Origin of the sequence: Streptomyces sp. NPDC051105 (assembly GCF_040682795.1) — a bacterium.
Classification (GTDB): Bacteria; Actinomycetota; Actinomycetes; order Streptomycetales; family Streptomycetaceae; genus Streptomyces.
The window spans coordinates 62,430-88,263 of the sequence record NZ_JBFBBR010000019.1 but is presented as its reverse complement, the minus strand read 5'-3'; the positions used below and the strand labels follow the sequence as shown (position 1 = coordinate 88,263).

Genomic DNA, 25,834 nt, shown 5'->3' with positions numbered 1-25,834 from the left:
CGGGTACTCTCAACGCGATATGAGCACCGAGAACCTCCCCCAGAGCCCTGAGCAGCCTGCTCGCAAGCCGCGCGTGGCCGTCGTGTTCGGCGGTCGCAGCTCCGAGCACGGGATCTCCATGGTCACCGCCGGAGCCGTCCTGAGCGCCATCGACCGGACGAAGTACGACGTCCTGCCGATCGGCATCACCAGGGAAGGCCGCTGGGTGCTCACCGCCGACGCTCCGGAACGCATGGCGATCAGCGACCGCCGTACGCCGGAGGTCGGGGACCTCGCCGAGTCCACCGACGGCGGCGTGCTGCTCCCCGTCGACCCGGCCAACCGCGAGGTCGTCTACAGCGAACCCGGTTCCGTGCCCAAGGCCCTCGGCGAGGTCGACGTCGTCTTCCCGATGCTGCACGGCCCCTACGGCGAGGACGGCACCCTCCAGGGCCTCCTGGAGCTCTCCGGCGTCCCCTATGTCGGCTCCGGCGTGCTCGCCTCGGCCGTCGGGCAGGACAAGGAGTACATGAAGCGGGTGTTCACCTCGTTCGGGCTCAAGGTCGGCCCCTACCTGGTGATCCGGCCCCGCGAGTGGAAGCAGGACGAGTCCGCCGCCCGCAAGAGGATCGTCGAATTCGCCGGCGAGCACGGCTGGCCGCTGTTCGTGAAGCCCGCGCGGGCCGGCTCGTCGATCGGCATCACCAAGGTCGACGACCTCTCCGGGCTGGACGAGGCGATTGCCACCGCCCAGATCCACGACCCGAAGATCCTGGTCGAGGCGGCGCTGCGCGGCCGTGAGATCGAGGTCGGCGTCCTGGAGTTCGAGGACGGCCCGCGCGCCTCGGTCCCCGCCGAGATCCCGCCGGCCGACACGCACGCGTACTACGACTTCGAGGCCAAGTACATCGACTCCACCCCCGGCATCGTCCCGGCCCCGCTGGCCCCCGAGGAGACCGCCGAGATCCAGGCGCTCGCGGTGGAGGCCTTCGAGGCCGCGTCCTGCGAGGGCCTGGTCCGCGCGGACTTCTTCCTCACCGAGGACGGCGACTTCGTCATCAACGAGATCAACACGATGCCGGGCTTCACCCCGATCTCGATGTACCCCCAGATGTGGCAGGCGACGGGCGTCAGCTACCCCGACCTGATCGACCGCCTGATCCAGGCAGCGCTGAACCGTTCAACCGGGCTTCGCTAGTGCTGTGACCGGGAAGGTTTGCCGGGAAGCTCGCGGCGTCCGGTGCGGTGCGTCGCAAGGCGGAGCATCACCCGCGTACTGGATGTACTCGGGTGGTGCGACAACGCGGCGAGGTGCCGTGCCGGGCGTCGCGAGCCGGTGAACCTCTCCGGTCGCAGCACCAGGAAACGCCCCGCACCGAAGCGCCCCGAAAGGGGCGCGGGGCTGTGTCCGACATGCGGCTCCGCCGCGCGGGCGCGACCAGCCACAACGCGCCGGCACTCGACACGCAACGGCTCCACGCACGGCGCCTAGTCGGCAACCCCCTCCGGAACCGCCTTCTTGATGGCAGGCGCCAAGCTCACCAACGGCGCCATGCCATCCCCGGTCCGCCCCGCAGGGATCGTCACCTCGACATACGCCTTCCGCAACGTCGTGGTGAACCGGAACGATTTGTCGGCCTCCTGTTCCAGCAGCCACCCGACCCCGTTGACCTCGACCCCGTCGGCCTCCGGATCGGCCATCTTCGCAGGCCGCTCGATACCACAGCGCAGTATGATCGCGGGGTCCCCCCAGCCCGCCGTCAGCGCGGAGGCAGGCTCGGGGTCACGCCGGGCGAGCTTGTCCACCTTCTTCGGCAACCCCTCGTCGAGGTTCCGGCACAGCTTGGCAACCGCCGTGCCCGGAGTGGGAACCGCCGCCGACGGGGCGTCGTCTGCTGAGGAGCAGCCCGCCGCCGCGATCATCAGCACGGCGAGCGCGGGCAGACCGAATGGCCGGTGACGGAAAATGTTCACCGGCCAAGCGTAGACGGGGGCTACAGATGGACGACCGGGCAGGTCAGGGTGCGCGTGATGCCCTCCACTTGCTGGACTCTCGCGACCACGAGCCGACCGAGATCGTCGACCGTCTCCGCTTGTGCGCGCACGATGACGTCGTACGGTCCTGTCACATCCTCGGCCTGGATGACTCCAGGGATCTTGCTGATGATCTCGGCGACGGTCGACGCTTTGCCGACCTCCGTCTGGATCAGGATGTACGCCTGTACCACGGAACCTCCAGGGCGGCCACGAGGATCATGTGGGGAAAAGGAACGCCACGGTATCGCGTCGCCGCTCACCGCGGGGAGACCTGCGCGGACAGGGGCTTGCGCGCCAGGGTGCAGCCACGACAGAAGTTGACGGTCACCTCGACCGTATCCAGGACGACGATGACGCGCGAGCGGGCACGGCAAGGCAGAGAAGGGGCGTAAGGGCAATGAAGGGCACTGTTGGTGAGCTCGGGGAGTTCGGGCTCATCAGGGAGCTCACCTCCCGTCTCACCACCACTCCGGCGGTCCGGGTCGGCCCCGGCGACGACGCCGCGGTGGTCGCCGCGCCCGACCGCAGGGTGGTGGCCAGCACCGACATCCTGCTGGAGGGCCGGCACTTCCGCCGCGACTGGTCCACGGCCTACGACGTGGGCCGCAAGGCGGCCGCGCAGAACCTCGCGGACATCGCCGCCATGGGCGCCGTGCCGACCGCGCTGCTGCTCGGCCTGGTCGTCCCCGCCGAACTGCCGGTGACCTGGCCCAGCGAACTGATGGACGGCATCCGGGACGAGTGCCAGGTGGCCGGCGCCTCGGTGGTCGGCGGCGACGTGGTCCGCGGCGACACGATCATGGTCTCCATCACCGCGCTCGGCGATCTTCGCAACCAGGAGCCGGTCACCCGGGCCGGCGCCCAGCCCGGCGACCTGGTCGCCGTGACCGGCTGGCTGGGCTGGTCCGCGGCCGGCTACGCGGTGCTCTCCCGCGGCTTCCGCTCGCCGCGCGCCTTCGTGGAGGCGCACCGCCGCCCCGAGCCGCCGTACCACGCGGGCCCGGCCGCCGCGGGCCTGGGCGCGACCGCGATGTGCGATGTGAGCGACGGGCTGATCGCCGATCTCGGGCACATCGCCGAGGCCAGCAAGGTCCGCATCGACATCCGTTCGGGCGCGATCGACGTCCCCTCCCAGATGAACGACATCGGGCAGGCCGTCGGCGTCGACCCGATCCAGTGGGTGCTGACCGGTGGCGAGGACCACGCGATCGTGGCGACCTTCCCGCCGGACGTGAAGCTGCCCGCCCGCTGGAAGGTCATCGGCGAGGTCCTCAACCCGTCCGCGCTGCCGCAGGTGACCGTCGACGGGGCGCCCTGGACCAGCAAGGGCGGCTGGGACCACTTCGGGGACATCGAGTCATGAGCCTCCCGCGGGTGCTGACGGTCGCGGGCTCCGACTCCGGTGGCGGGGCCGGGATCCAGGCCGACCTGAAGACGATGCTGGCGCTGGGCGTGCACGGCATGAGCGTGATCACGGCGGTGACCGCGCAGAACTCCGTGGGCGTGCAGGGCGCTTGGGAGCTGCCGGTGGCGGCGGTGCGGGCCCAGTACCGGAGCGTGGTCGACGACATCGGTGTGGACGCGGTGAAGACCGGGATGCTCGCCTCGGCCGAACTCGTCGAGACGGTCGCGGAGTTGATCGCCGGGACCGACGCGCCCGTGGTCGTCGACCCGGTGGGCGTCTCCAAGCACGGCGACTCCCTGCTCGCCGACTCCGCTCTCGACTCGGTCCGCACCAAGCTCCTCCCGCTGGCCACCGTGGCCACCCCCAACCTCGACGAAGTGGCCCAACTCACCGGCGTGCGGGTCGGGTCGGAGACGGAGCTGCGCCGGGCCGCGGCGGCCGTGCTGTCGTACGGGCCGAAGTGGGTGCTGATCAAGGGCGGGCACCTGCCCGGCGAGGCCGTCGACCTGCTCACGGACGGCACGGACGAGTTCCGGCTGCGCGCCCCCCGGCACGACAACCGGCACACGCACGGCACGGGCTGCACCCTCGCGTCCGCGATCGCGTCGCAGCTCGCGAAGGGGCGGTCCGTGCCGGAGGCGGTGGCGGCGGCCAAGGAGTACGTCACCGGGGCGATCGCCGCCGGGTTCGCACTCGGCGCCGGGATCGGGCCGGTGGACCACGGCTGGGCCCTGGGCAGGGGCCCTCAGTAGGGGTACTCCCGCAGTTCGATGCCGGTGGCCGCCTTCTCCGTCATCTTCTTGAAGAAGCGGGCCAGCGGGCGCGAGCCGAGGATCCGGTACATGCGGTCCCGGTTGCGGATGCGGCGCTCGGTCGGCGGGGCGAGGAACGGGCCCGCGTTCCCGGAGATCTTCTGGCAGCCCTTGGCGAAATCCCGGATCCGGGTCTCGTACTCGGCGAACGCGGTGCGGTGGTCACCGCCCGCGAGGGCGAGTTCACCGGCGAGGACATAGGCGCCGACGACCGCCACACCCGTGCCCATCCCGCCCATGGTCGCCCCGTACCCGGCGTCCCCGAGCAGCGCCACCCGTCCCTTGACCAGGCGGTCGACGTGGACCTGGGCGATCGCGTCGAAATACAGATCGTCGGCCTCTTCGAGGGCCTTGAGCAGGGCCGGGCCCTCCCAGCCGAAGCCGGCGAAACGTTCCGCGACGATCCGCTTCTGCGCCGTGACGTCCCGGCGGTCGTACGACAGCTCCTCGGACCGGAAGACCAGCAGCGCACCCGCGCGGTGCGGGTCGCCGTCGTAGTTGCCGATGACGGCCGCGCGGCCGGGCTCGCTGTGGACCCGGCCGGTGCGGTCCAGGCCGAGGTGGTTGGGGATGTCGAAGCCGGCCACGTAGTGGTCGAAGAACCGCAGGTAGCGGGACTCGTCGCCGAAGACGAGCCGGCGGGTGTGGGAGTGCAGGCCGTCCGCGCCGATGACCAGGTCGAAGCGGCGGGGAGCGCCCTGCTCGAAGGTGACGTCGACACCGTCGGCGTCCTGGGTGAGGGAGGCGATCGAGTCGCCGAAGACGTACTCGACGTCGGCCTCGGTGCGCTCGAACATCAGCTGTGCGAGGTCGCCGCGGAAGATCTCCACGTCCCCGCTCATCAGCTCGGCGGGCAGGTCCACGCGCGGGCTGCCGTCGGCGGCCACGACGGTCTGGCGGCCCATGTGGGTCTGACGGGCGTGGATCTCGTCCCAGATGCCCATGGAGGTCAGGACGGTGCGGTGAACATGGCCGCGGAAGTCGACCGCGAAGCCGCCGCCGCGCAGTTCCGGGGCCTTCTCGACGACGGTGACGCGGGCGCCGAGCCGGACGAGGTTCAGGGCGAGGGCGGGGCCGGCGACGCTGGCGCCGGAGATCAGTACGTCGAGGTGGCCGAGGTTCTTCGGCGCGGGGTTCTCCGGCGTGGGGTTCTTCGGCGTGGGGTTCTTCGGCGTGGGGTTCTTCGGTGTGCGGTTCTGGGTCATGCGACGAGCTTCGGCGGTGCCGCTGACCGTCCTCCTACCGTTCGCTGACCGCGGCTGACCGCTGCCGTAGGCCCTGGTCGAAGGCCTGGTCGTAGGCTTCGGCCGACAGCTTCGCGCGTACCTCCCGCTCGACGCGTACGACGTCCGGGTCGGCCTCGGCGCGGGCGCCCCGCAGGGCCGTCGCCGCGCCGAGCAGTACGGCGGCCCGCTCGGCCGAGTCGGCGACCGACGCCAACGCCTCCGCCGCGTCGGCGAGTTCGAGGGTGCCCGGGCCGTCGACGGCGAGTTCGGCGGCCTGTCGGAACCAGTCGTGGGCCGCCTCGGTGTCCCCCTCGGCAGCGGCCGTGCGGCCGAGCCCGATGAGGATCCGGACCGTCTCGCCGACGCTGAACCAGTTGGCGGCACACTCCCTGAGGGCGTTCTCGTAGTGCACGCGCGCGCGTGCCGTGTCCCCGGAGAGCCGGGCGGCGTCGCCGAGACCGCGCCGGGCGCCCGCCACCTTGTCGGGGAGCCCGGCACCACGGGCGAGGGTCAGCGCCTGCTCGAAGTGGGCCTCGGCGCCCGCCGTGTCGCCCTGGTGCAGCAGCACGGTGCCCCGGGCGCGCAGCAGGTCGGCGGTCTCCTCGGGCGCCGCCAGCTCGCGCATGTACGCCAGCCCCTCGTCGAGCAGCTCCAGGGCGCGGCGCGACTCCCCGCGCGCGTGGGCGGACATGCCGAGCGGGTCGAGGCAGTTGGCCATCCCCCAGCGGTCACCCGTCGCCCGGAATCCGTCCAGCCCGCGGACGAAGCGCTCCTCCGCCTCCCGTGGCCGGCCCGCGAGCAGGTCCCGGAAACCCAGACCCACATCGAGCAGCGCACGCGCCCAGGGGTCGTCGCCGGCCAGGGCGAGGGCCCGCTCGTCGGTCGCCGGCCGGGGGCCGGCCGCGATCGACCACAGCATGAGGATGTACGGCAGCCGCAAGGGGCCTTCGCACCCGGCCATCAGAGCGTCCACGCGCGCGACGAGCCCTTCGTCGCCGCCCGCCGCACCGCCGGCCGCGTGGTCGCCGTCGCCCAGGAGCACGTTGATGGCGCACAGCACGTACTCCTCCGTCAGCCCCGGCGGCGGCGCGTCCCCCACCACGGCCAGCAGTTCGCGTGCCGACGTCACCTGTTCACCGTGCAGCCCGCGCAGCCGCCAGAAACAGGACAGGACGGCCATCAGGCGCAGGGCGTCCTCCGGGCCGTGGCGCACGAGATGGCGCAGCGCCGCGTCCAGGTTGCCGTGCTCGGCGGACAGCCGTTCCAGCCAGGGCAGCTGCCCGCCGCCACGCAGTTTCGGCTCGGCCTCCTCGGCCAGCCGCAGGAAGTACCCGGCGTGGGCGTCCCGCAGGCCACCCGGGTCGGGCAGGTCCTCGGCGGCGAACGCGCGGATCGTCTCCAGCATCCGGTAGCGGCCCTCGGACACCTCCAAAAACGACTTCTCCACCAGCGAGGCCAGCAGGTCCTCCGGATACGGCAGCCCGCACACCGCCTCGACGGCCGCCAGCGTCGCGCCCCCGGAGAACACCGTCAGCCGGCGCGCCAGGTCCCGCTCCTCCTCGTCCAGCAGATCCCAGCTCCACTCGACGACCGCGCGCAGGGTGCGGTGCCGGGGTGCCTTGGAGCGGTCGCCGCGCGAGAGGAGCCGGAAGCGGTCGTCCAGGCGGTCGGCGAGTTCGTCGGGGGTCAGGGTGCGCAGCCGGGCCGCCGCCAGTTCGATGGCCAGCGGCAGTCCGTCGAGGGCGGCGCAGATGTGCGGCACGCGCGCGTGGCCGCCGAAATCGGGGCGCACCGCGCGGGCCCGGTCCAGGAAGAGCCGCTCCGCCGGTTCCGGCGGCAGCGGGGGCACCGGGACCAGGACCTCGCCGGTGATGTTCAGGGACTCCCGGCTGGTGGCCAGGACCCGCACGCCCGGGCAGGAGGCGAGGAGCAGGGCGGCGATCCTTGCCGCGGCCTCGACCAGGTGCTCGCAGTTGTCGAGGACGAGCAGCAGCTCGCGCTCCTCCAGGGCGGCCAGCAGCCGATCCGTGGTGTCGGCGGCGGGGCTGCGCAGACCCTCGCGGACGCCGAGGCCGGTGAGGACGGCGTACGGGATCTGGGAGCCGTCGGCCAGTGGCGCCAGCTCGACGAAACAGACGCCGTCGCCCGTGCGCGCGGCCTCCATCCTGTTCGCCGCCTCGACCGCCAGCCGGGTCTTGCCCGCACCGCCGGGTCCGGTGAGCGTGACCAGGCGGGAACCGGCCAGGAGGTCGGCGATCCGGGCCAGCTCGGGCTCGCGGCCCACGAACCGGGTGAGCTGGCCCGGGAGCCCGGGCCGCTCGGGCTCCGTGCCTCTGAGCAGCTCCAGGTGCAGCGCGGACAGCTCCGGCGACGGATCGGCGCCCAGCTGGTCGGCGAGGGCACGACGGGCCTCCTCGAACACCGTGAGCGCCTCGGCGGGCCGCCCGCTCGCGTGCAGGGCCCGCATCAGCTGCCCGTACAGTCGCTCGCTCAGCGGATGGGCGGCCACCAGCGCCCGCACCTCCGCGACCAGCCCGGAACCCTCGCCGAGCGCCAGATCGGCCTCGATCCGGTCCTGTACGGCGGCCAGCCGCAGCTCCTCGAGCCGTGCGGCCTCGGCGTGCGCGTCCGGGAGGTCGGGCAGTGCGGGGCCGCGCCACAGGGCGAGCGCCTCCCGGAGCCGGGCCGCCGCGTTCCGGTGGTCGCCGGCGGCGAGGGCGGCGCGGCCGGCCGCGGACCAGGTTTCGAACTGGTGTATGTCAACGGTGTCGGGGGTGACGGCGACGCGGTAACCGGTGGCGGTGGCCTCGATCCCGGCGTGCGGCGCCAGCCGCCGGCGCAGCCTGGAGATCTGGGACTGGAGCGCGTTGGCGGCTCCGGCGGGCGGCTCGGTGCCGTACAGGCCCTCGGCGAGACGCTGCGCGGAGACCGCGCGGCCGGCGTCCAGGAGCAGCAGGGTGAGCAGCGCGCGGGGGCGGGGGCCGCCGGGGTCGACGGGGGTGCCGTCGTCGGTGCGTATGTCCAGGGGGCCGAGGATGCCGAAGCGCATGCGCCCAGCTTGGCAGGGCCCGGTTTACCAGGGTTCCGATTTCCGGGCAGGGCTGATCGGGACGGCCTTCGGGCACGGCAAAAAGCCGGTCCACCCTCAGGTGGACCGGCTCAGTGCGGCGAACCGGCTGTGGCCGCGCGCTAGCAGCAGTGCGTCAGCGCGAGACCTTGCCGGCCTTGATGCACGAGGTGCAGGCGTTCACGCGCTTCGGCGTCCCGCCGACCACGGTACGCACACGCTGGATGTTCGGGTTCCAGCGACGGGACGTACGGCGGTGCGAGTGCGAGATGTTGTTGCCGAAGCCCGGCCCCTTGCCGCAGACGTCGCAGTTGGCAGCCACGGGTCACTCCAAAGACTTCAGATGCACTTACGGTTGAATCCCGGCGTGCCGGGATCGAGATCCAGGGATCTGAGATCTTGAGTGGCATTGCCAGGGGTAATGGCCCGATCGGATCGGGCAACCGGAGCAGCATACAACGGCCGCGTCGGTTAGACGAAACTAGCATGGCAGCTCGGGGGTCGGCTCCCCGCCCACTTCCGGTGGACACCCTCCCGGGGTCTACGCTGCGACCACGTCGGGCCAGCTCAAGGAGGCGCAGGTGGCGCAGGTGCCGCAGACATTCTTCGATGCTCTCGCGGTACGCACCTGGTGCGCTCTCGCGCTCGGGGCGATCGGCCGGGCGCGCGAGGAGATCGACGCGATCAACGTGTACCCGGTGGCCGACGGCGACACGGGCACGAACCTCTATCTGACGGTCGAGTCGGCCACCGGGGCCGTGGAGGCCGTCTTCGCCGGTTACGAGCTGGGCGAAGAGGTCCCCACCCTGGCCGACGCGATCCGCGCGATGGCACACGGGGCCCTGATAGGCGCGCGCGGCAACTCCGGCACGATCCTGGCGCAGCTGCTGCGCGGCATGGCCCATGTCCTCACCGAGGGTGAAGCGGCTCACATCGACGGCGAGAGGCTGCGGCTCGCCCTGCGCCACGCCGCCGACGCCGCCCGCGAGGCCGTGGCCCACCCCGTCGAGGGCACGGTGCTGTCGGTCGCCGCCGCTGCGGCCGACGCGGCCGAGGGCGCCGACGGGGCCGAGGGCGACTGCGGGACGATCGCGCGGGTCGCCTACGAGGGCGCGTGCAAGGCGCTCGCGCAGACCCCGGGACAGCTGGCCGCCCTGGAGCGGGCCGGGGTGGTGGACGCCGGCGGGCGGGGCCTGGTCACGGTGCTCGGGGCGCTGGTGGAGGCGTTCACGGGGGAGAGCCCGACGCCTTTCGACGCGTACGCGTACGGGGCGGTACCGGTCGTCCACGCGCGCGTGGACACCATTTCCGACGCCCGGGCCGACGCCTGCGCCGAGTCGGCCGGGGGCCCCGCCTTCGAGGTCATCTACCTCCTGGAGGCCGAGGACGCCGCCGTGGACCGGCTGCGCACCCGGCTCGACACCCTGGGCGACTCCCTGGTCGTGGTCGGCGGCGACGGCCTGTGGAACGTCCATGTGCACGTCGACGACGCCGGCGCCGCCGTGGAGGCGGGAGTCGAGGCGGGACGGCCGTACCGGATCCGGATCACGCACTTCGGCGCGGGGGACGTGCACACCGGCGGGGAGCCGCCGCGCGAGCGGGTACAGCGCGCCGTGGTGGCCGTGGTGCCGGGGGAGGGGCTGGTCGGGCTGTACACCGAGTCCGGCGCGACCACCGTGCTCGCGCGCCCCGGGGAGCCGCCCGCCAGCGGGGAACTGGTGGCCGCCGTCCGACGTGCCCACGCGCGCGAGGTGGTGCTGCTGCCCAACGACGCCGACCTGCGGCACACGGCGGCCGCGGCCGCCGAGCAGGTCCGCGCGGAGGGCATCCGGGTCGCCCTCATCCCGACCCGCTCGGCGGTCCAGGGCATCGCCGCGCTCGCGGTGCACCAGCCGGACCGCCGCTTCGACGAGGACGTCGTCCAGATGACCTCGGCGGCCGGCGCCACCCGCTACGCCGAGGTCGTGGTCGCGGAACGGCAGTCCTGGACCACGGCCGGCATCTGCCAGGCCGGCGACGTGCTGGGCCTGGTCGACGGTGACGTGGCGGTGATCGGCTCGGACGTGACGGCCACCGCCGAGACCGTCCTCGACCGCATGCTCCAGGCCGGCGGCGAGCTGGTCACCCTCGTCCTCGGCGACGAGGCGCCCGAGGGCGTCGCCGAACGCCTGGAGGCACGCGTGCGTGAGGCGTACCTCGCCGTCGACACGGTGGTCTACAACGGCGGCCGGCAGGGGGCCCCGCTCCTCATCGGCGTCGAGTGAGCCGCCCTCGCACGCCCCTTCACGCCTCCGTGGGCTCCAGCAGCTGCCGTGCCTCCGCCCGCCGGGCCCGGACCGTGTCGTCGTCCGGGTCGGCGCCGTCGTAGGCGTCCAGCACCGCACGCGCGCGTGCCGCCGCGTCCGCCGGCCGGCTCAGGTCGGCCTCCAGCCAGCCCGCCGCGAGTTCGGCGCCGGTACGGCTGTGCAGCCCGTCCTCGCCCAGCTCGGCGAAGACCGCGATCGCCGCCGTCATCTCGGCCAGCGCCGCCTCGAACGCGTCCTGGATCGCCGAGTCCTCCGCCTCCTCGGGCACCGACCGGGCCAGCAGATCACCGAACTGCCGGCGGGTGTGCCCGAGTTCACCGGTGAGCCGCTCCCGGGCCGCCGGGTCGGCGGGCGTGGGAAGCGCCGCCAGGGCCGTCTCGCACTCCGCCACCGCGGCCGCCATCAGCCGCCGCGCGCCCTCCGCGCCCGCCTCCGTGCGCAGCGCCAGCCAGGCGCGCGCCCGCAGCGAGCGGACCAGGAAGTGCACATTGCCCATGGCCCGCCACAACTCGCCCGCGCGCGTGTACGCCTGATCCGCCTCGGCGGGCAGTCCCGCGTTGCCCAGCGACTCGGCGGCCAGGTGTGCCAGGGTGGCGTGGTCGTGCTGCTCGGGCCAGTGCCGGGCGATCTCGGCCGCCTGGAGCCGCCGTTCGGCCGCCGCGTGGTGCTCGCCGAGCTCGCTCAGACAGTCCCCGAGCCACCACTGGGTCTGGACGACCGCGCCGTCGCCGTGTGTCTCGGCGCTCAGGTCGGCCAGCGCCGACTCCAGCACCTCGGCGGCCTCCGCGAACCGCCCCTGCCGCAGCAGGAAGCCGCCCAGCTGGTGCCGTGCCCAGGCACCCAGGGTGCCGCTCTCCCCGGCCTCGTCGGCCCAGTGCGCGGCCTCCAGGGCGTGCTCGGCGGCCTCCTCGGCCCCGCCCCGGCCGCCGAGGACCTCGGCGAGCTGGAGATGCAGCTGGGCCCGCCCGACCGGCTCCACATGCGGCCCGCCGTGCTCCAGGGCCGCGCGCAGCGCCCGCTCCGCCTCGGCCATGTCGCCCTGCTCATGGGCGAGCGCGGCCACCCGCACCTCGTACTCCACCGCGAACCACGGCAGCTCCGCGCCGACGAACTGGGCCGACGCCTGCCGGAACAACTCGGCCGCCCGCTCCCCGTCGCCGGCGTGCTCGGCCAGTTCGGCGAGCATCGCGCGCCCCTCGGCCGCCCGGGACACCAGCCGGAGGTCGGAACCACCGCGCCCGCCGACGAGCGCCAGCAGTTCCCGCACGGCCCGCTCGGCGTCGGTGGCGCCCTCGGACCGCTCGTGCACCCACCGCATCAGGATCCGCGCCCGGCTCATCAGCACGGACGCCGTCTGCCGCACGCCGGTGGCGTCGTCGGCGTACAACGCGAGGATCCGGTCGTACGGCTCGCCGATCGCGGCCGTGGCCTCGTCCAGCTCCCCGGACAGCGCGCGGACGTAGGCCGCACGCGCGCGTGCCGCGATCGCCTCGCCCTCGTCGCCGGCCTCCGCGTACAGCTCCGCCGCCCGCTCGAACAGCTCGACGCCCTCCGGGCCGCGGCCCATCGCCGTATGGTCGGCGATCTCCGCGCGGACATAGGTGTCCACCTCGGCGCTCTCGGCGGCCTCCGCGACCGCCGCCCAGGCGTCCAGGGCGTGCGGCTGGAGCGTGTCCGACAGCCGACGCGCCTCGGCGAGCAGCGCGGGCAGCGACGGTCGCTCCGGCGCGGGCACCCGCACCACCGGCGCGACCGGTCCGGCGGGCGCCGTCCGTACCGCGCGCACGCCCAGCGGCAGCCGGTCCACCAGCGGCCGCTGGGCCATACGCTCGCGCACCTGGTCGCCGACGTACGAGGTGCCGTTGCGGGCGTCGAACCGCGCGGCCAGCTCCAGAGCCTCCGTGCGCGCGTGGACGGCGAGTTCCCCGGCGCTCCACACCCGTCCGGCGGGCCCCGGCACCCGCTGGTCGGCGAGGCCCAGCTCGGTCAGCCGCTCCATCAGCAGCGTCACCACCGCCATGAAGTCCAGCCGGCTGCGCGGCTGCCCGGCGTCCGTGAAGTAGGCGGGACGTTCCGCGAGCAGCTCGAGGCCGCGCGCCTCGTTGCCGGTCAGCGCGCAGAACTCCACATGGTCCGCGTACGCGCCCCGCATGCTCTCCATGGGGCGGACCAGCCGGAAACCGCGCAGGTGGTGGGCGCGGGCCTCGTCGACCCGGCCAAGGCGCAGCAGCGGCGCCAAGGAGGAGGCGAGGACCGTGTGCGGCTCGTGGGCGCAGCTGTACTCGCCCTCCAGCACCGGCCGCCACAGCTCCAGGGCCGCCGCGTCCCGGCCGTTCCGCAGCTGCCAGCTGCCCTGCCCGTGCAGCTCGCACGCGTGGCAGTCGGCCATCCGGTCCCGGTCCGCCGCCAGCCAGGCCGCGTACGCCCGCTCCGCGCGCGTGAAGTCACCGATGTGCCCGGCGACGCTGAACTCGGCGCTGCGCACCGCCCGCTCGGAGTGCCCGGCGAGCCGGTAGCGGTGCTCCATCTCGCCGAGCCACTTCTCGATCGAGGCGAGCGGGATGTGCGGCTGGTCGAGCATGCCGGCCGACATCCACTTGAAGACCCAGTGCAGGGAATGCGTCTCGTACTCGTCGAAGTCCCCGGGCCGCTCGTCCCACATCCGCAGCAGCCGCGCGAAGGGGACGAACATCTTGTCCTTCTCGGAGCTGTAGTTGTAGACCTTCAGCTGATGCCCGAGCGCCTCGATCACGGCGAGCGGGATGTTCAGCTTCTCTGCCTCCAGCAGCAGCTGCTCCGCACGCGCGTTGCGGGCGGGCCCCTCCGGCTCCTCGGAGTTCTCGGCCAGCGCGCGGCGCAGCGAGTCGAAGTCCGCGATCCCGCCGGTTTCGGCCATCAGCGGTCACCCTCCCCATGAGTGGCCCACTCCAGGAGGCCGATGAACGAGCGGTTGATCAGCGCGGAGTCGGCGGGCCGCAGCGGGCGCTGGGCCATCAGCAGCGCCTGTCCGTAGAGCGATTCGCTCGCGGTGCCGATCAGCTCCGGATCCGTCAGGGAACTGATCCGCCGGATCAGCGGGTTGAGATGGTTGAGCACCAGACGCGCCCGGGGCGCGCTGCCGCGCAGCGAGCCCAGGATGCCCGCCCACAGGTCGTCGGCCTGCTCCTCGGCCTCCGCGCGGGCCTGCTCGTGCCGGGCCGCCCGGTCGTCCAGGTGCAGCGCGGGCACGGAGAGGGGGTGGAAGGCGCGCAGGACGACATCACAGCCCAGCGGGTCCAGCTTCGCCCGCGCGGCCGCGAGGAAGCCCGCCAGCGCCAGCTCCTCCGCGGGATCCACCGTGTCCAGATGCGCGGTCACGGTGTCGGCGTCCAGCTCCGCGACGACCGTCCCGGGCCGCACCGACGGCAGTGCCTCGACCAGCTCGCTGTCGTACGTGTAACCGCCGTTGATCACCCCGACGCCCTGCGCGGAGGCGATCGGCGCGACCTGCCGGTACTCCTCGACCGTCCGGGTGAAGTGCACCACCGGGTGCCGCTGCGCGAACTCCTCCAGGGACAGCTGCCCGTCCGTGGTCTCGAAGGGGAGCCACGGCAGCATGGTGCGCAGCATCTCCTGGTCGTGCCGGGCCAGCGACTTCACACCCAGGTGGTGCACGGACAGGAACGCCGAGAGCCGTTCCGGATCGCCGGCGGCCAGGCCGGTCAGCCAGGACCGAATCCTTTCGCCGAGCGCCTCCCGTACGGCGGCCAGCGTCTCGTCCTCGTACAACGACTCGCGCGAGGCGGTCGGCCGCAGACTGTCCGTGTCCAGGACACAGCGCACGAAGAAGGCCCAGTCCGGCAGCAGCTGTTCGGCCCGCTCGGTGAGCAGCATGCCCTTGAGGTGCACGCGATGGGTGGCCCGCTGGGCGGGACTGACCGCCGACGGCAGCACGTACGCCACCCCCCGGATCCCGGCCAGCGGCACGTCCAGCGCGATCGAGTCCAGCGGTGCGAACCCGAACAGCTCCTGACAGTGCCGGGCCAGCGCCACCCGGCGGGTGCTGGGGGAGGGGTACGGCCGGTCCCAGGGCGCGGGCAGATCGGTGACCGCCTCGTCGCCCACCCGGACGTCGTAGGGCAGCAGCGAACCGAAGTCCCGCGCCAGCGCGAGCACCCGCCGCTCGTCCAGCCACTCCGCCGCCCCCGCCCGCGCCACCAGATGCACGGTGGTGCCGGGCTCGGGCCGGGCCTCGGGCGCCAACGTCCTGACGGTGTACGACCCGTCGTCGCGGGCCGTCCACTCCACGGGCGGCGCGTCCGGCGTGCGGGCGCTGCGGCTGATCACCCGGATCCGCTCGGCGACCACGAAACAGGCCAGCAGCCCGATGCCGAACTGGCCCAGGAAGTCGGAGCGGGCCTCTTGCAGCCCGTCCGCCCGCTTGGAGCTGCGCCCGATGGTCGCGAGCAGACTGTGCACGTCCGACTCGGTGAGCCCGACGCCGCTGTCCTCCACCCGAAGAGCACTGCCGTCGGCGTACAGCCGCACCCGCGCCGGGGCGTCGGGCTGTTCGGCCCGTCTGGCGGTGATGGCGTCCACCGCGTTCTGCAACAGCTCGCGCAGGTAGACCTTGGGGCTGGAGTACAGATGATGGGAGAGCAGGTCCACCAGACCACGCAGGTCGACCTGGAACGTATGAGGTGACTGTGATGCCTGGGATGGCTGTGAGGTCTGGGAGTCCATCGTCGCTGCGCCGGAGGGGGGAAGACGTGGGTCGGCGCGGGGTCGGGCGGTCCCGGGTGGGGTGGTGACCGCGGAAGGATGGCCGGAGCGCGCCATCCTATGACTCAAAACGGCCGTCTGACCAGGGGTTTCCCGAGACATATACGGCATTGTCAGTGGCGTGGTGTGCAATGGATCTCGTGCCCGCACTGGAAGAACCACTGAAGAAGGTGCTCGGCCCAGCCACCGCGAAGGTGATGGCCGAGCATCTCGGCCTGCACACGGTCGGCGATCTCCTGCACCACTACCCCCGCAGATACGAGGAGCGCGGCCAGCTCACCCACCTCGCCGACCTGCCCATGGACGAACACGTCACCGTGGTCGCCATGGTGGCCGACGCCCGGCTGCACACGTTCGCCTCCGCCAAGGCACCCCGCGGCAAGGGACAGCGGCTGGAGGTCACGATCACCGACGGCAGCGGCCGGCTCCAACTGGTCTTCTTCGGCAACGGCGTGCACAAGCCCCACAAGGAACTCCTGCCGGGCACGCGCGCGATGTTCGCCGGCAAGGTCTCGGTCTTCAACCGCCGCCTCCAACTGGCCCACCCGGCCTACGAACTGCTCCGTGGCGACGACCCGGCCGAATCCGTGGAGACCTGGGCCGGAACCCTCATCCCGCTCTACCCGGCCACCGCCAAGCTGGAGTCCTGGAAGATCGGCAAGGCGATCCAGACGGTCCTGCCGAGCGTCCAGGAGGCCCTGGACCCGCTTCCGCCGACCCTCCGTGAGGGCCGTGGTCTGGTCTCCCTCCCCGAGGCCCTCCTCAAGATCCACCGCCCGCACACCAAGACGGACGTCGAGGACGCCCGCGCCCGCCTCAAGTGGGACGAGGCCTTCGTCCTCCAGGTCGCCCTGGCCCGCCGTCGTCACACCGACGCCCTGCTCCCGGCGGTGGCCCGCCGGCCCAGCCCCGACGGCCTCCTCACGGCCTTCGACGACCGTCTCCCGTTCACCCTCACGGACGGCCAGCAGAAGGTCTCGAAGGAGATCTTCGACGACCTGGCGACGGAGCATCCGATGCACCGCCTCCTCCAGGGCGAGGTCGGCAGCGGGAAGACCCTGGTCGCCCTGCGCGCCATGCTCGCGGTGGTCGACGCCGGCGGCCAGGCGGCCATGCTCGCGCCCACCGAGGTGCTGGCCCAGCAGCACCACCGCTCGATCACCGAGATGATGGGGGAGTTGGCGGAAGGCGGCATGCTGGGCGGCGCCGAGCACGCCACCAAGGTCGTCCTGCTCACCGGGTCGATGGGCACGGCCGCCCGCCGCCAGGCGATGCTCGACCTCGTCACCGGGGACGCCGGCCTGGTGATCGGCACCCACGCCCTGATCGAGGACAAGGTCCAGTTCCACGATCTGGGCCTGGTGGTGGTGGACGAACAGCACCGCTTCGGCGTGGAACAGCGGGACGCCCTGCGCGGCAAGGGCCGACAACCACCCCACCTCCTCGTCATGACCGCGACCCCCATCCCGCGTACGGTCGCGATGACGGTCTTCGGCGACCTGGAGACCTCGGTCCTGGACCAGCTCCCGGCCGGCCGCTCCCCGATCGCCACACATGTCGTCCCCGCCGCCGACAAACCCCACTTCCTGGCCCGCGCCTGGGAACGGGTCAGAGAGGAAGTCGGGAACGGCCATCAGGCCTACGTCGTCTGCCCCCGCATCGGCGACGAGGAGGACGACCCCAAGAAGGCGAAGAAGTCCGCCGAGGACGAGGCGGAGAAGCGCCCCCCGCTCGCCGTCCTGGACGTGGCCGACCACCTGGCGAAGGGCCCGCTGCACGGACTCCGCGTGGAGGTCCTGCACGGCCGTATGCACCCCGACGACAAGGACGCGGTGATGCGCCGCTTCGCCGCCGGCGACACGGACGTCCTGGTCGCCACCACGGTGATCGAGGTCGGCGTGAACGTCCCCAACGCCACCGCCATGGTGATCATGGACGCCGACCGCTTCGGCGTCTCCCAGCTCCACCAGCTGCGCGGCCGAGTGGGCCGGGGTTCCGCCGCCGGCCTCTGCCTCCTGGTCACGGAGATGCCCGAGGCGAGCCCGGCCCGCCAGCGCCTGACGGCGGTCGCCTCGACCCTGGACGGCTTCGAGCTCTCCCGCATCGACCTCGAACAGCGCAGAGAGGGCGACGTTCTGGGCCAGGCCCAGTCCGGAGCCCGCTCCAGCCTCCGCGTCCTGGCGGTCATCGAGGACGAGGAGATCATCGCGGAGGCGCGGGAGGAGGCGACGGCCCTGGTGGCGAAGGACCCGGAGCTTGCCGAGCTCCCGGGGCTACGAACGGCCCTGGACGCCCTCTTGGACGAGGAGAGGGAGCAGTTCCTGGAAAAGGGCTGAAGCTGCAGCGCCCCGCAAGGGGCGCGGGGAACTGCGCGACAAGCCACGGTGGACCCGCAGCCGCTGTCCCGGACCAGGCCCCACCCCAGTAGGCCTGCCAGACTGAACCGTAAAGCCGTCCACGACGAAGGACCTCGAATGACCCGCGTGATCGCCGGCGCAGCCGGCGGACGTCGGCTGACGGTGCCGCCCGGCACAGGCACCCGGCCCACATCCGACCGCGCACGCGAGGGCCTGTTCTCCACCTGGCAGTCCCTCCTCGGCGGCCCCCTGGACGGCGAACGAGTCCTCGACCTCTACGCCGGTTCAGGAGCCGTAGGCCTGGAGGCCCTCTCCCGGGGTGCCTCCCACACCCTCCTCGTCGAAGCCGACGCCAGAGCCGCCCGCGTCGTACGGGAGAACGTCAGGAACCTGGGCCTGCCCGGCGCCGAGGTGAGGGCGGGCAAAGCGGAACAGATCGTCCAGTCGCCGACCCCCGCGCAGCCGTACGACCTGGTCTTCCTCGACCCCCCGTACGCCGTCTCGGACGACGATCTTCGGGAGATTCTCCTCACACTCCACTCGAGGGGCTGGCTAGCGCCGGAGGCGCTCGTCACCGTGGAGCGCAGCACCAGAGGCGGCGACTTCCACTGGCCGACCGGCTTCGAGGCCCTCCGGTCCCGTCGCTACGGCGAGGGAACGTTTTGGTACGGTCGCGCCGCCTCTACGTGCGAAGACGCACGATGACCGGACCGGAGAGCGAGGGATCACAAGTGCGCCGCGCCGTCTGTCCCGGGTCGTTCGACCCGATCACCAACGGACACCTCGACATCATTGCCCGTGCGTCCCGCCTCTACGACGAGGTCTACGTCGCTGTGATGATCAACAAGTCCAAGAAGGGCCTGTTCGAGATCGACGAGCGGATCGACCTGATCCGCCAGGTCACCGCCGACTACGGGAACGTCCGCGTCGAGGCGTTCCACGGCCTCCTCGTCGACTTCTGCAAGCAGCGCGAGATCCCCGCCATCGTCAAGGGCCTGCGAGCCGTCAGCGACTTCGACTACGAGCTGCAGATGGCCCAGATGAACATCGGCCTGTCGGGCGTGGAGACACTCTTCGTGCCGACCAACCCCACCTACAGCTTCCTCTCGTCCTCCCTGGTCAAGGAGGTCGCCCAGTGGGGCGGGGACGTATCCCACCTGGTTCCGGAGGCCGTTTTCGAGGCCCTCAACAAGCGTATTCACAGGGACTGATGGGGCTACAGTCGTCCCGTCCGTCTCCAACACAGCTGTAGAGAGTGGCGAGCGCAGGGTGGACGTACAGAAGAAGCTCGACGAGATCGTGGCCATGGTCTCCGGTGCCCGGGCCATGCCCATGTCGGCGTCGTGCGTGGTCAACCGCGCCGACCTGCTCGCGCTGCTCGAAGACCTGCGCCAGGCGCTGCCCGGCTCCCTCGCCCAGGCCCAGGAGCTGATCGGCGACCGCGAGCAGCTGGTCGAGCAGGCGCGTATGGAGGCCGAGCGGATCATCGAGACCGCGCACGCCGAGCGCGGCTCGCTGATCTCCGACACCGAGGTGGCCCGCCGCTCCCAGGCGGAGGCCGACCGGATCCTCGGCGAGGCCCGCAGGGAGGCCGAGGAGGTCCGCGCCGAGGCCGACGACTACGTCGACTCCAAGCTCGCCAACTTCGAGGTCGTCCTCACCAAGACCCTCGGCTCGGTCGGCCGCGGCCGCGAGAAGCTCCTCGGCACCGGCCCGGGCCTGGACGAGCAGGGCTACGAGGACGAGGACGCCCCCGAGCGCAGCCACGACCCCGAGACCCTGCGCCGGGACGCCGACGCCTACGTCGACGTCAAGCTCGGCGCCTTCGAGGCGGTCCTCGCCAAGACCCTGGAGGCCGTCGGCAAGGGCCGAGCCAAGCTGCACGGCCGGATCGCCTCCGACGCCCTCGGCGCCCTGGCCGACGACAACACGACCTTCCAGCACTCCAGCGACGCCGACTACCTCGCCGACCTCGCGGCCCTCGCCGACCAGGACGCCCAGGCGGCCCAGGCGGCGCAGGCCGAGCAGCAGCCCGCCGCCACCCCGCAGCAGCCGCACTACGACCAGCAGCCGATGCAGCAGCCCGTGGCGCAGGATCCGTACGGCTACCCCCAGCAGCAGGACCCCTACGGCGGCTACCCGCAGCAGCAGCCCGCCTACGCCCAGCAGGACCCCTACGGCTACCAGCAGGCCGACCCCTACGCCTACCAGGGCTACGACACCGGTCAGCAGCCTGTCTACGACCCCCAGCAGCAGCCGGCCCAGCAGCAGCCGGTCCAGCACCAGTCGTACGACCTCGACGAGACCAGTCTCTTCGACACCGGCATGATCACGCCGGAGCAGCTGAGGGCGTACGAGCAGGGCCGGGGCCTGTAGCCAACGGGCCGAAGGCCAGCGGATTGGGCCGACAGCGAAAGGTCCAGTATCCTGGCTCTTCGGTCGCGTCTGCGTACGCGATCAACGCTGCCCGGAGGAATCTTCCGGACGGCGTCCCTCTGAACTCGTAGATCGAAAGCAGGAATGGCTCCTCACGCACGCCTAGACCACCGCAACCCGTTCGTGTTCGACACGCACGAGCTGGGGCGGCGTCCTGGCGCGCTGCAGCGCCTGACCCGCACGATCGACGCTCCCGAGGACTTCGGTATCAAGGGGGTCATCGGAGTGCCGGAAGGCGCCCCGGTGGAGCTGGACCTCCGGCTCGAGTCGGTCATGGAAGGGGTGCTCGTCACAGGCACCGCCCGTGCACAGGCCGAGGGGGAGTGCGTAAGGTGTCTGGAGCCGGTCGAGCAGGAGCTCGAAGCGGACTTCCAGGAACTGTTCTCGTACCCTGACGCCGACGACCGGGGCCGCGTGATCGCGGAACCGGGCGACGACGCCGAGGACGACGAGGACAGGTACTTCATCGAGGACGGCTTGTTCGACCTCGAACCCGTGCTGCGTGATGCGGTGGTGCTCGCACTGCCGATGCAGCCGGTGTGCCAGGACGACTGTGCAGGACTGTGCTCCGAGTGCGGAGCCCGCCTCGCGGACGACCCGGACCACCACCATGACGCCGTCGACATCCGTTGGGCGGCTTTGCAGGGACTCGCCGGTTCCACGAAGGACGGCGAGAAGGACGAGATGAGCGGCGCTGACGCGGAAGCGGGCGTCGACGAGAAGCAGGAGAAGTAGCCGTGGCTGTTCCGAAGCGGAAGATGTCGCGCAGCAACACGCGCCACCGCCGGTCGCAGTGGAAGGCTGCGGTCCCCACCCTGGTTGCGTGCGAGCGCTGCCACGAGCCCAAGCAGCAGCACATCGCGTGCCCGTCTTGCGGCACCTACAACAAGCGCCAGGTCCTCGAAGTCTGAGCGGCCAGGTGAGAGGCACTGTGTCCAGTCCCAAGAAGGCGGATGACGCCAAGGCGGATTCAACCGCCAAGAAGAAAACGGACAACACGGCCTCGTCCCACACGCTTCTGGAAGGGCGGCTCGGCTACCAGCTCGAGTCCGCCCTTCTGGTGCGTGCGTTGACCCACCGTTCCTACGCGTACGAGAACGGCGGCCTGCCGACGAACGAGCGGCTGGAGTTCCTCGGTGACTCCGTCCTCGGCCTCGTCGTCACGGACACGCTGTACAAGACCCATCCGGACCTGCCCGAGGGCCAGCTGGCCAAGCTCCGGGCAGCGGTGGTGAATTCTCGTGCGCTCGCGGAGGTGGGCCGCGGACTCGACCTGGGTTCCTTCATCCGGCTCGGCCGCGGTGAAGAGGGCACGGGCGGCCGGGACAAGGCGTCCATCCTCGCCGACACCCTGGAAGCGGTGATCGGCGCGGTCTATCTCGACCAGGGCCTCGACTCGGCGTCCGAGCTGGTGCACCGGCTCTTCGACCCGCTGATCGAGAAGTCCTCGAACCTCGGAGCCGGCCTGGACTGGAAGACCAGTCTCCAGGAGCTCACCGCGACGGAGGGCCTCGGCGTGCCCGAGTACCTGGTCACGGAGACCGGCCCCGATCACGAGAAGACCTTCACTGCTGCCGCCCGCGTCGGAGGCGTCTCGTACGGCACCGGCACCGGCCGCAGCAAGAAGGAGGCGGAACAGCAGGCCGCCGAGTCCGCCTGGCGCGCCATCCGCGCCGCGGCGGACGAGCGGGCCAAGGCAGCCAAGGCAGCCAAGGCGGCCGCGGCAGCCGAGCAGGCCGCCGCGGCCGAAAAGGACGACGACTCGTCGTCCGCCGCCTCCGCCTGAAGAACAGCGCGACGACGCGAGCGCCCGGTCCCTTCCCAGGGCCGGGCGCTCGCATCGTCCAGGGTCCTGCACGGGAGACGTGATGCCCGAATTGCCCGAGGTCGAGGTCGTACGGCGCGGCCTGGAGCGGTGGGTCGCCCATCGTGTCGTGGCCGAGACCGAAGTGCTGCACCCGCGTGCCGTACGACGGCACCTCGCCGGCGCCGACGATTTCACGCACCGGCTCAAGGGCCATCGCGTCGGCACCCCGAGCCGGCGCGGCAAGTACCTGTGGCTGCCGCTGGAGGACACCAACCAGTCGATCCTCGCCCACCTCGGCATGAGCGGTCAGCTGCTGGTCCAGCCGCACGAGACACCGGACGAGAAGCACCTCAGAATCCGCGTGAGGTTCGCCGACGGCCTTGGCACCGAACTCCGCTTCGTCGACCAACGCACCTTCGGCGGACTGTCGTTGCACGACAACACCCTCGACGGGCTGCCGGACGTCATCGCGCACATCGCCCGCGACCCCCTCGACCCGCTGTTCGACGACGAGGCCTTCCACCAGGCGCTGCGCCGGAAGCGATCCACCATCAAAAGGGCGCTGCTCGACCAGTCGTTGATCAGCGGAGTCGGCAACATCTACGCCGACGAGGCCCTTTGGCGGGCCCGTCTCCACTACGAGCGACCGACCGCCGGCTTCACCCGCCCGCGCACCGCCGAACTCCTCGGCCATGTACGGGATGTGATGAACGCGGCCCTGGCCGTCGGCGGCACCAGCTTCGACAGCCTCTACGTCAACGTCAACGGCGAGTCGGGGTACTTCGACCGCTCGCTGGACGCCTACGGCAGGGAGGGGCTGCCCTGCCGGCGGTGCGGTACGCCGATGCGCAGGCGGCCCTGGATGAACCGGTCCAGCTACTTCTGCCCGAAGTGTCAGCGGGCGCCGCGCGTCTCGTCGTAACGTGCGCGGGCGGCCAGTACCTCGTCCATCCGGCTCTCCACGAAGTGGACGACGGACAGCAGGCGTTCGGCGATCTCGCGGCCGAGCGGGGTGAGTTCGTAGTCGACTCGCGGCGGGTTGGTCGGCTGGGCCTCGCGGTGCACCAGGCCGTCGCGCTCCAACGCCTGGAGGGTCTGCGAGAGCATCTTCTCGCTGACGCCGTCCACGCGACGGCGCAGCTCGTTGAACCGGAACGACCCCTCGTACAGGGCGCTCAGGGTCAGCCCGCCCCAGCGGCCCATGACATGTTCCAGCGTGGTGCGCGAGGGGCAGGCCCGGGCGAAGGCGTCGTACGGGGGATGCGCCTCCCCGGGACGGTCCTGGGTGCTGATGGTCATGTGTCAAGCGTAAGCGAGCACAGCGCTAACCAACAGGGTGCGCTAACTGTTGGTTAGCGCATCCGGGAGTGGTCGGTACGGCTCAGTACCCGAAGTCCTGCGTCCACCAGGGGCCGCCGGAACCGAAGTGCACCCCGACCCCGAGGGTCTTGAAGTCACAGTTCAGTATGTTGGCGCGGTGGCCCTCGCTGTTCATCCAGGCGTCCATGACGGCCTGGGCGGTGGCCTGGCCCCGGGCTATGTTCTCGCCGCCCAGGTTGGCTATGCCGGCGGCCGCGGCACGGTCCCACGGCGTCTTGCCGTCCGGGTCGGTGTGGTCGAAGAAGTCCCGCGCGGCCATGTCCTCACTGAACGTTTCGGCCAGCGTGGTCAGTGAGGAGTTCGCGGACAGCGCGCTGCAGCCGACCTTGGCCCGCTCCTCGTTCACCAGCTTCAGCACCTCGGCCTCGACGACGGCCTCCTCGGAGGAGGTGATCGGTGCGGCGGTCTTCACCGGCGCCTTGGTGGCCGTCCTGGTCGGCTTGGGCGTCGCCTTCTTGGACGGCGTGGCGCTGGGCGTCGGCTTCTCGGAAGTCGTCTTCGTGGGTGTGGGGGACGTGGAAGCGGAGGCGGACGCGGACGCGGACGGGGAGGCCGTCTCCGTGGGCGAGCCGGAGCGCTGGGTGTCGCGGCTGGTCGAGGAGCCGGTGTTCCGGCTCTCTGCGCTGCCGGAGGTGCCGCCCTGCTCGGCGGCCGTGTTGCTGGGCGCCCCGTCGGCCTGCACCCGGTCGCCGCCGGTGGTGCTGGTGTTCCCACCGAGCTTGTAGTTCTCCAGGCCCGGCACCACGCCGGTGGCCACCGCGACGGTGCCGATGGCGACGGCGGCCGAGACTCCGAGCAGACCCGTGCGCACGGGCCGCCCGGCCTTCTTCCTGCGCCGGTGCCCGCTGCCGCCCGCCGGGGCGCCGCCGATGACCGGGGCGAACTCCTCGGTGGAGAAGACGGCCGTGTCGTCGGCCCGGGCGTAGTCGTTACCGGTGGCGTACAGATAGGCGGAGCTGCGCGCGTTGGCGTCGGCGTACTCCTCCTGGTGCAGGTAGGCCGCGGTGCCGGTCCCGAAGCGGAGGCCCGCGTACGAGTCCTGCGGGTCGTGGCCGCCTGTGTACGGGCCGTCGTTCTCCGTGACCCCCGTGGCGCGGCCCGTGGCGGCGCGGCCGGCGGCGGAGCGTCGGTGGCGTCCCATGTCCTTGCCTTCTTCCCTCGTCCTCGCGGTCCGGGTCGACCCAGGAGCCGGTGTGGCCAATGACTCCTTCTGGTCAACCAGACTCACCCGATCGAGTGAGTTTCAGATGAGATTCATTGGGTGGGGACGGTACCGCATGGCGGTGAAGGCGGAAGTGTTCCGAGTGACATTGGCCGGTTAGGTTGCACCCATGAGCGAGGATGTACGACTGGTCGCCTGGGTCCGTGGACGCGTGCAGGGCGTGGGATTCCGCTGGTTCACGCGGGCCAAGGCACTGGAGATCGGCGGCCTGAGTGGTTTTGCTCTCAATTTGGGCGACGGTCGCGTCCAGGTGGTAGCGGAAGGTTCCCCGAGGGGCTGCGAAGAGCTGCTCGCCTGGCTCCAGGGCGATGACACGCCCGGGCGGGTCGAGGGTGTCACCGAGATCTGGGACACACCCCGCGGCGGCTACGAGGGCTTCGCCATCCGCTGACCCCGCTCCGTGAAGCCCCGCAGGTGGAAGCGGAGTGCAATGCCACCGGCATGTGCCCAGAACAGAAATGACCTGGTGGTTGCCAAGAATCGCTTGTCGTGGCAGGCTCCGCAGATAAAGCTGATCGCCACGTCCTGAGGGCCCCGCAGGAGTCGCAGCGCCGCCGGTCCTGAGTCGCGCGCGCCCGGGTTCGCCCGCCAATACAGGGCGTGATCGTGTTGACCGTCAAACTTTTTGGTGAGACGCTGAAAGCCCCGCGCACCTTAGCTGTTTGGCATGGAGCAACAAGCGAGTAACACTCGAATGTGTCAAGCACCGCGGGTGCGATCCCTCACGACCCACACCGCTTCGGTCGGTCACTCAGTGTGGAGGACCATCCATCATGGCAAAGGCGCTTCTCGGTTACGTCGGCGGCTCCGACCCGCGACTCCTCGCCGAGATGCGACGGCTCCAGCAGCGTGTCCAGGACCTCGAATCCGAGCTGGTACGGATTCAGGCCGAGAACGACGCGCTGACGGCTGCCGCTTCTCCCGACAGGATCATGGAGAGCATCGACGCAAACCAGGCGGAGCCTGCGCTCACCTGATCGCTGCATCGCTCCACAACAGCACATGCGGCGGTCGGGCAGCCCTTTCAACCGCTAAGTAG

Annotated in this window: 23 protein-coding genes; 14 read left to right on the top strand and 9 right to left on the bottom strand. The window is 71.7% G+C overall.

The window, feature by feature from the left end:
- Window positions 1–19 precede the first annotated feature (19 nt).
- Entirely contained in the window at window positions 20–1,177 is a 1,158-nt protein-coding gene (locus tag AB0N16_RS35445; RefSeq protein ID WP_365804053.1) for a D-alanine--D-alanine ligase family protein, read from the top strand.
- Window positions 1,178–1,467: 290 nt separating this feature from the next.
- Here the strand turns inward: AB0N16_RS35445 and AB0N16_RS35440 are convergent, their stop codons facing one another.
- Together AB0N16_RS35440 and AB0N16_RS35435 are read right to left on the bottom strand one after the other, a co-directional pair.
- Window positions 1,468–1,953 carry a DUF3515 domain-containing protein gene (locus AB0N16_RS35440; protein WP_365804051.1) on the bottom strand — a complete coding sequence of 162 codons (486 nt, stop codon included), beginning with the start codon at window positions 1,951–1,953 and terminating at the stop codon, window positions 1,468–1,470.
- A gap of 20 nt (window positions 1,954–1,973) precedes the next feature.
- On the bottom strand, window positions 1,974–2,207 hold the full coding sequence (locus tag AB0N16_RS35435) for an Lrp/AsnC ligand binding domain-containing protein (protein WP_365804049.1): 234 nt from the start codon (window positions 2,205–2,207) through the stop codon (window positions 1,974–1,976).
- A 206-nt stretch (window positions 2,208–2,413) separates the two neighbouring features.
- Between AB0N16_RS35435 and AB0N16_RS35430 the strand changes: the two genes are divergently transcribed.
- Window positions 2,414–3,379 (top strand): thiamine-phosphate kinase, encoded by a 966-nt coding sequence (locus AB0N16_RS35430; RefSeq protein ID WP_351705346.1) that lies wholly within the window; start codon window positions 2,414–2,416, stop codon window positions 3,377–3,379.
- Entirely contained in the window at window positions 3,376–4,173 is a 798-nt protein-coding gene (gene thiD / locus AB0N16_RS35425) for a bifunctional hydroxymethylpyrimidine kinase/phosphomethylpyrimidine kinase (protein WP_365804047.1), read from the top strand. Before AB0N16_RS35430 ends, thiD begins: the two co-directional genes overlap by 4 nt.
- Here thiD and AB0N16_RS35420 read toward each other — a convergent pair.
- From AB0N16_RS35420 to rpmB, 3 genes are all read right to left on the bottom strand, one after another.
- Window positions 4,167–5,438, bottom strand: coding sequence for an FAD-dependent monooxygenase (locus AB0N16_RS35420; RefSeq protein WP_365804045.1), 1,272 nt, complete (start codon window positions 5,436–5,438; stop codon window positions 4,167–4,169). The two genes, thiD and AB0N16_RS35420, sit on opposite strands and share 7 nt — an antisense overlap.
- 34 nt (window positions 5,439–5,472) lie before the next feature.
- The gene (locus tag AB0N16_RS35415) at window positions 5,473–8,508 is read right to left on the bottom strand and encodes a BTAD domain-containing putative transcriptional regulator (RefSeq protein WP_365804043.1); all 3,036 of its coding nucleotides are present in this window, start codon (window positions 8,506–8,508) and stop codon (window positions 5,473–5,475) included.
- 154 nt (window positions 8,509–8,662) lie between these two features.
- Complete coding sequence (gene rpmB, locus AB0N16_RS35410; protein WP_003993230.1) at window positions 8,663–8,848, bottom strand: 50S ribosomal protein L28; 186 nt, start codon at window positions 8,846–8,848, stop codon at window positions 8,663–8,665.
- Window positions 8,849–9,107: 259 nt separating this feature from the next.
- Between rpmB and AB0N16_RS35405 the strand changes: the two genes are divergently transcribed.
- Window positions 9,108–10,790, top strand: coding sequence for a DAK2 domain-containing protein (locus tag AB0N16_RS35405; RefSeq protein WP_365804041.1), 1,683 nt, complete (start codon window positions 9,108–9,110; stop codon window positions 10,788–10,790).
- Window positions 10,791–10,809: 19 nt separating this feature from the next.
- On the opposite strand, the gene AB0N16_RS35400 is transcribed toward AB0N16_RS35405, so the two are convergent.
- Both AB0N16_RS35400 and AB0N16_RS35395 read right to left on the bottom strand, forming a co-directional pair.
- Window positions 10,810–13,728: a tetratricopeptide repeat protein gene (locus tag AB0N16_RS35400; RefSeq protein ID WP_365804039.1), complete on the bottom strand. Its 2,919-nt coding sequence runs from the start codon at window positions 13,726–13,728 to the stop codon at window positions 10,810–10,812.
- Complete coding sequence (locus AB0N16_RS35395) at window positions 13,728–15,554, bottom strand: HSP90 family protein (RefSeq protein ID WP_365804037.1); 1,827 nt, start codon at window positions 15,552–15,554, stop codon at window positions 13,728–13,730. The genes AB0N16_RS35400 and AB0N16_RS35395 overlap by 1 nt, the downstream gene beginning before the upstream one ends.
- A gap of 170 nt (window positions 15,555–15,724) precedes the next feature.
- Here AB0N16_RS35395 and recG point away from each other — a divergent pair, with 170 nt between their 5' ends.
- The 8 genes from recG (at window position 15,725) to mutM (ending at window position 23,115) form a co-directional block, all read left to right on the top strand.
- Window positions 15,725–17,929: an ATP-dependent DNA helicase RecG gene (gene recG, locus AB0N16_RS35390; protein ID WP_365804035.1), complete on the top strand. Its 2,205-nt coding sequence runs from the start codon at window positions 15,725–15,727 to the stop codon at window positions 17,927–17,929.
- A 138-nt stretch (window positions 17,930–18,067) separates the two neighbouring features.
- Window positions 18,068–18,655 (top strand): 16S rRNA (guanine(966)-N(2))-methyltransferase RsmD, encoded by a 588-nt coding sequence (gene rsmD / locus AB0N16_RS35385; RefSeq protein WP_365804033.1) that lies wholly within the window; start codon window positions 18,068–18,070, stop codon window positions 18,653–18,655.
- A gap of 26 nt (window positions 18,656–18,681) precedes the next feature.
- Entirely contained in the window at window positions 18,682–19,161 is a 480-nt protein-coding gene (gene coaD, locus AB0N16_RS35380) for a pantetheine-phosphate adenylyltransferase (protein ID WP_351739386.1), read from the top strand.
- A 58-nt stretch (window positions 19,162–19,219) separates the two neighbouring features.
- A complete protein-coding gene (locus AB0N16_RS35375) occupies window positions 19,220–20,326 on the top strand; it encodes an ATP synthase F0 subunit B (RefSeq protein ID WP_365804031.1) in 1,107 nt (368 codons plus the stop codon).
- Window positions 20,327–20,470: 144 nt separating this feature from the next.
- Complete coding sequence (locus tag AB0N16_RS35370; RefSeq protein ID WP_365804029.1) at window positions 20,471–21,121, top strand: DUF177 domain-containing protein; 651 nt, start codon at window positions 20,471–20,473, stop codon at window positions 21,119–21,121.
- Between the two features lie 2 nt (window positions 21,122–21,123).
- The gene (rpmF, locus tag AB0N16_RS35365; RefSeq protein ID WP_003951102.1) at window positions 21,124–21,297 is read left to right on the top strand and encodes a 50S ribosomal protein L32; all 174 of its coding nucleotides are present in this window, start codon (window positions 21,124–21,126) and stop codon (window positions 21,295–21,297) included.
- 8 nt (window positions 21,298–21,305) lie between these two features.
- Window positions 21,306–22,172 carry a ribonuclease III gene (gene rnc, locus AB0N16_RS35360; protein WP_365804027.1) on the top strand — a complete coding sequence of 289 codons (867 nt, stop codon included), beginning with the start codon at window positions 21,306–21,308 and terminating at the stop codon, window positions 22,170–22,172.
- A gap of 82 nt (window positions 22,173–22,254) precedes the next feature.
- Entirely contained in the window at window positions 22,255–23,115 is an 861-nt protein-coding gene (mutM, locus tag AB0N16_RS35355; protein ID WP_365804025.1) for a bifunctional DNA-formamidopyrimidine glycosylase/DNA-(apurinic or apyrimidinic site) lyase, read from the top strand.
- On the opposite strand, the gene AB0N16_RS35350 is transcribed toward mutM, so the two are convergent.
- Both AB0N16_RS35350 and AB0N16_RS35345 read right to left on the bottom strand, forming a co-directional pair.
- Window positions 23,088–23,492, bottom strand: coding sequence for a helix-turn-helix domain-containing protein (locus AB0N16_RS35350; RefSeq protein WP_365804023.1), 405 nt, complete (start codon window positions 23,490–23,492; stop codon window positions 23,088–23,090). The genes mutM and AB0N16_RS35350 overlap by 28 nt on opposite strands.
- A gap of 82 nt (window positions 23,493–23,574) precedes the next feature.
- Complete coding sequence (locus AB0N16_RS35345) at window positions 23,575–24,714, bottom strand: CAP domain-containing protein (protein WP_365804021.1); 1,140 nt, start codon at window positions 24,712–24,714, stop codon at window positions 23,575–23,577.
- Between the two features lie 190 nt (window positions 24,715–24,904).
- On the opposite strand from AB0N16_RS35345, the gene AB0N16_RS35340 reads away from it, so the two are divergent.
- Both AB0N16_RS35340 and AB0N16_RS35335 read left to right on the top strand, forming a co-directional pair.
- Window positions 24,905–25,186: an acylphosphatase gene (locus AB0N16_RS35340; protein WP_365804019.1), complete on the top strand. Its 282-nt coding sequence runs from the start codon at window positions 24,905–24,907 to the stop codon at window positions 25,184–25,186.
- Between the two features lie 382 nt (window positions 25,187–25,568).
- Window positions 25,569–25,772 (top strand): hypothetical protein, encoded by a 204-nt coding sequence (locus tag AB0N16_RS35335; RefSeq protein WP_093498859.1) that lies wholly within the window; start codon window positions 25,569–25,571, stop codon window positions 25,770–25,772.
- Window positions 25,773–25,834: the final 62 nt, after the last annotated feature.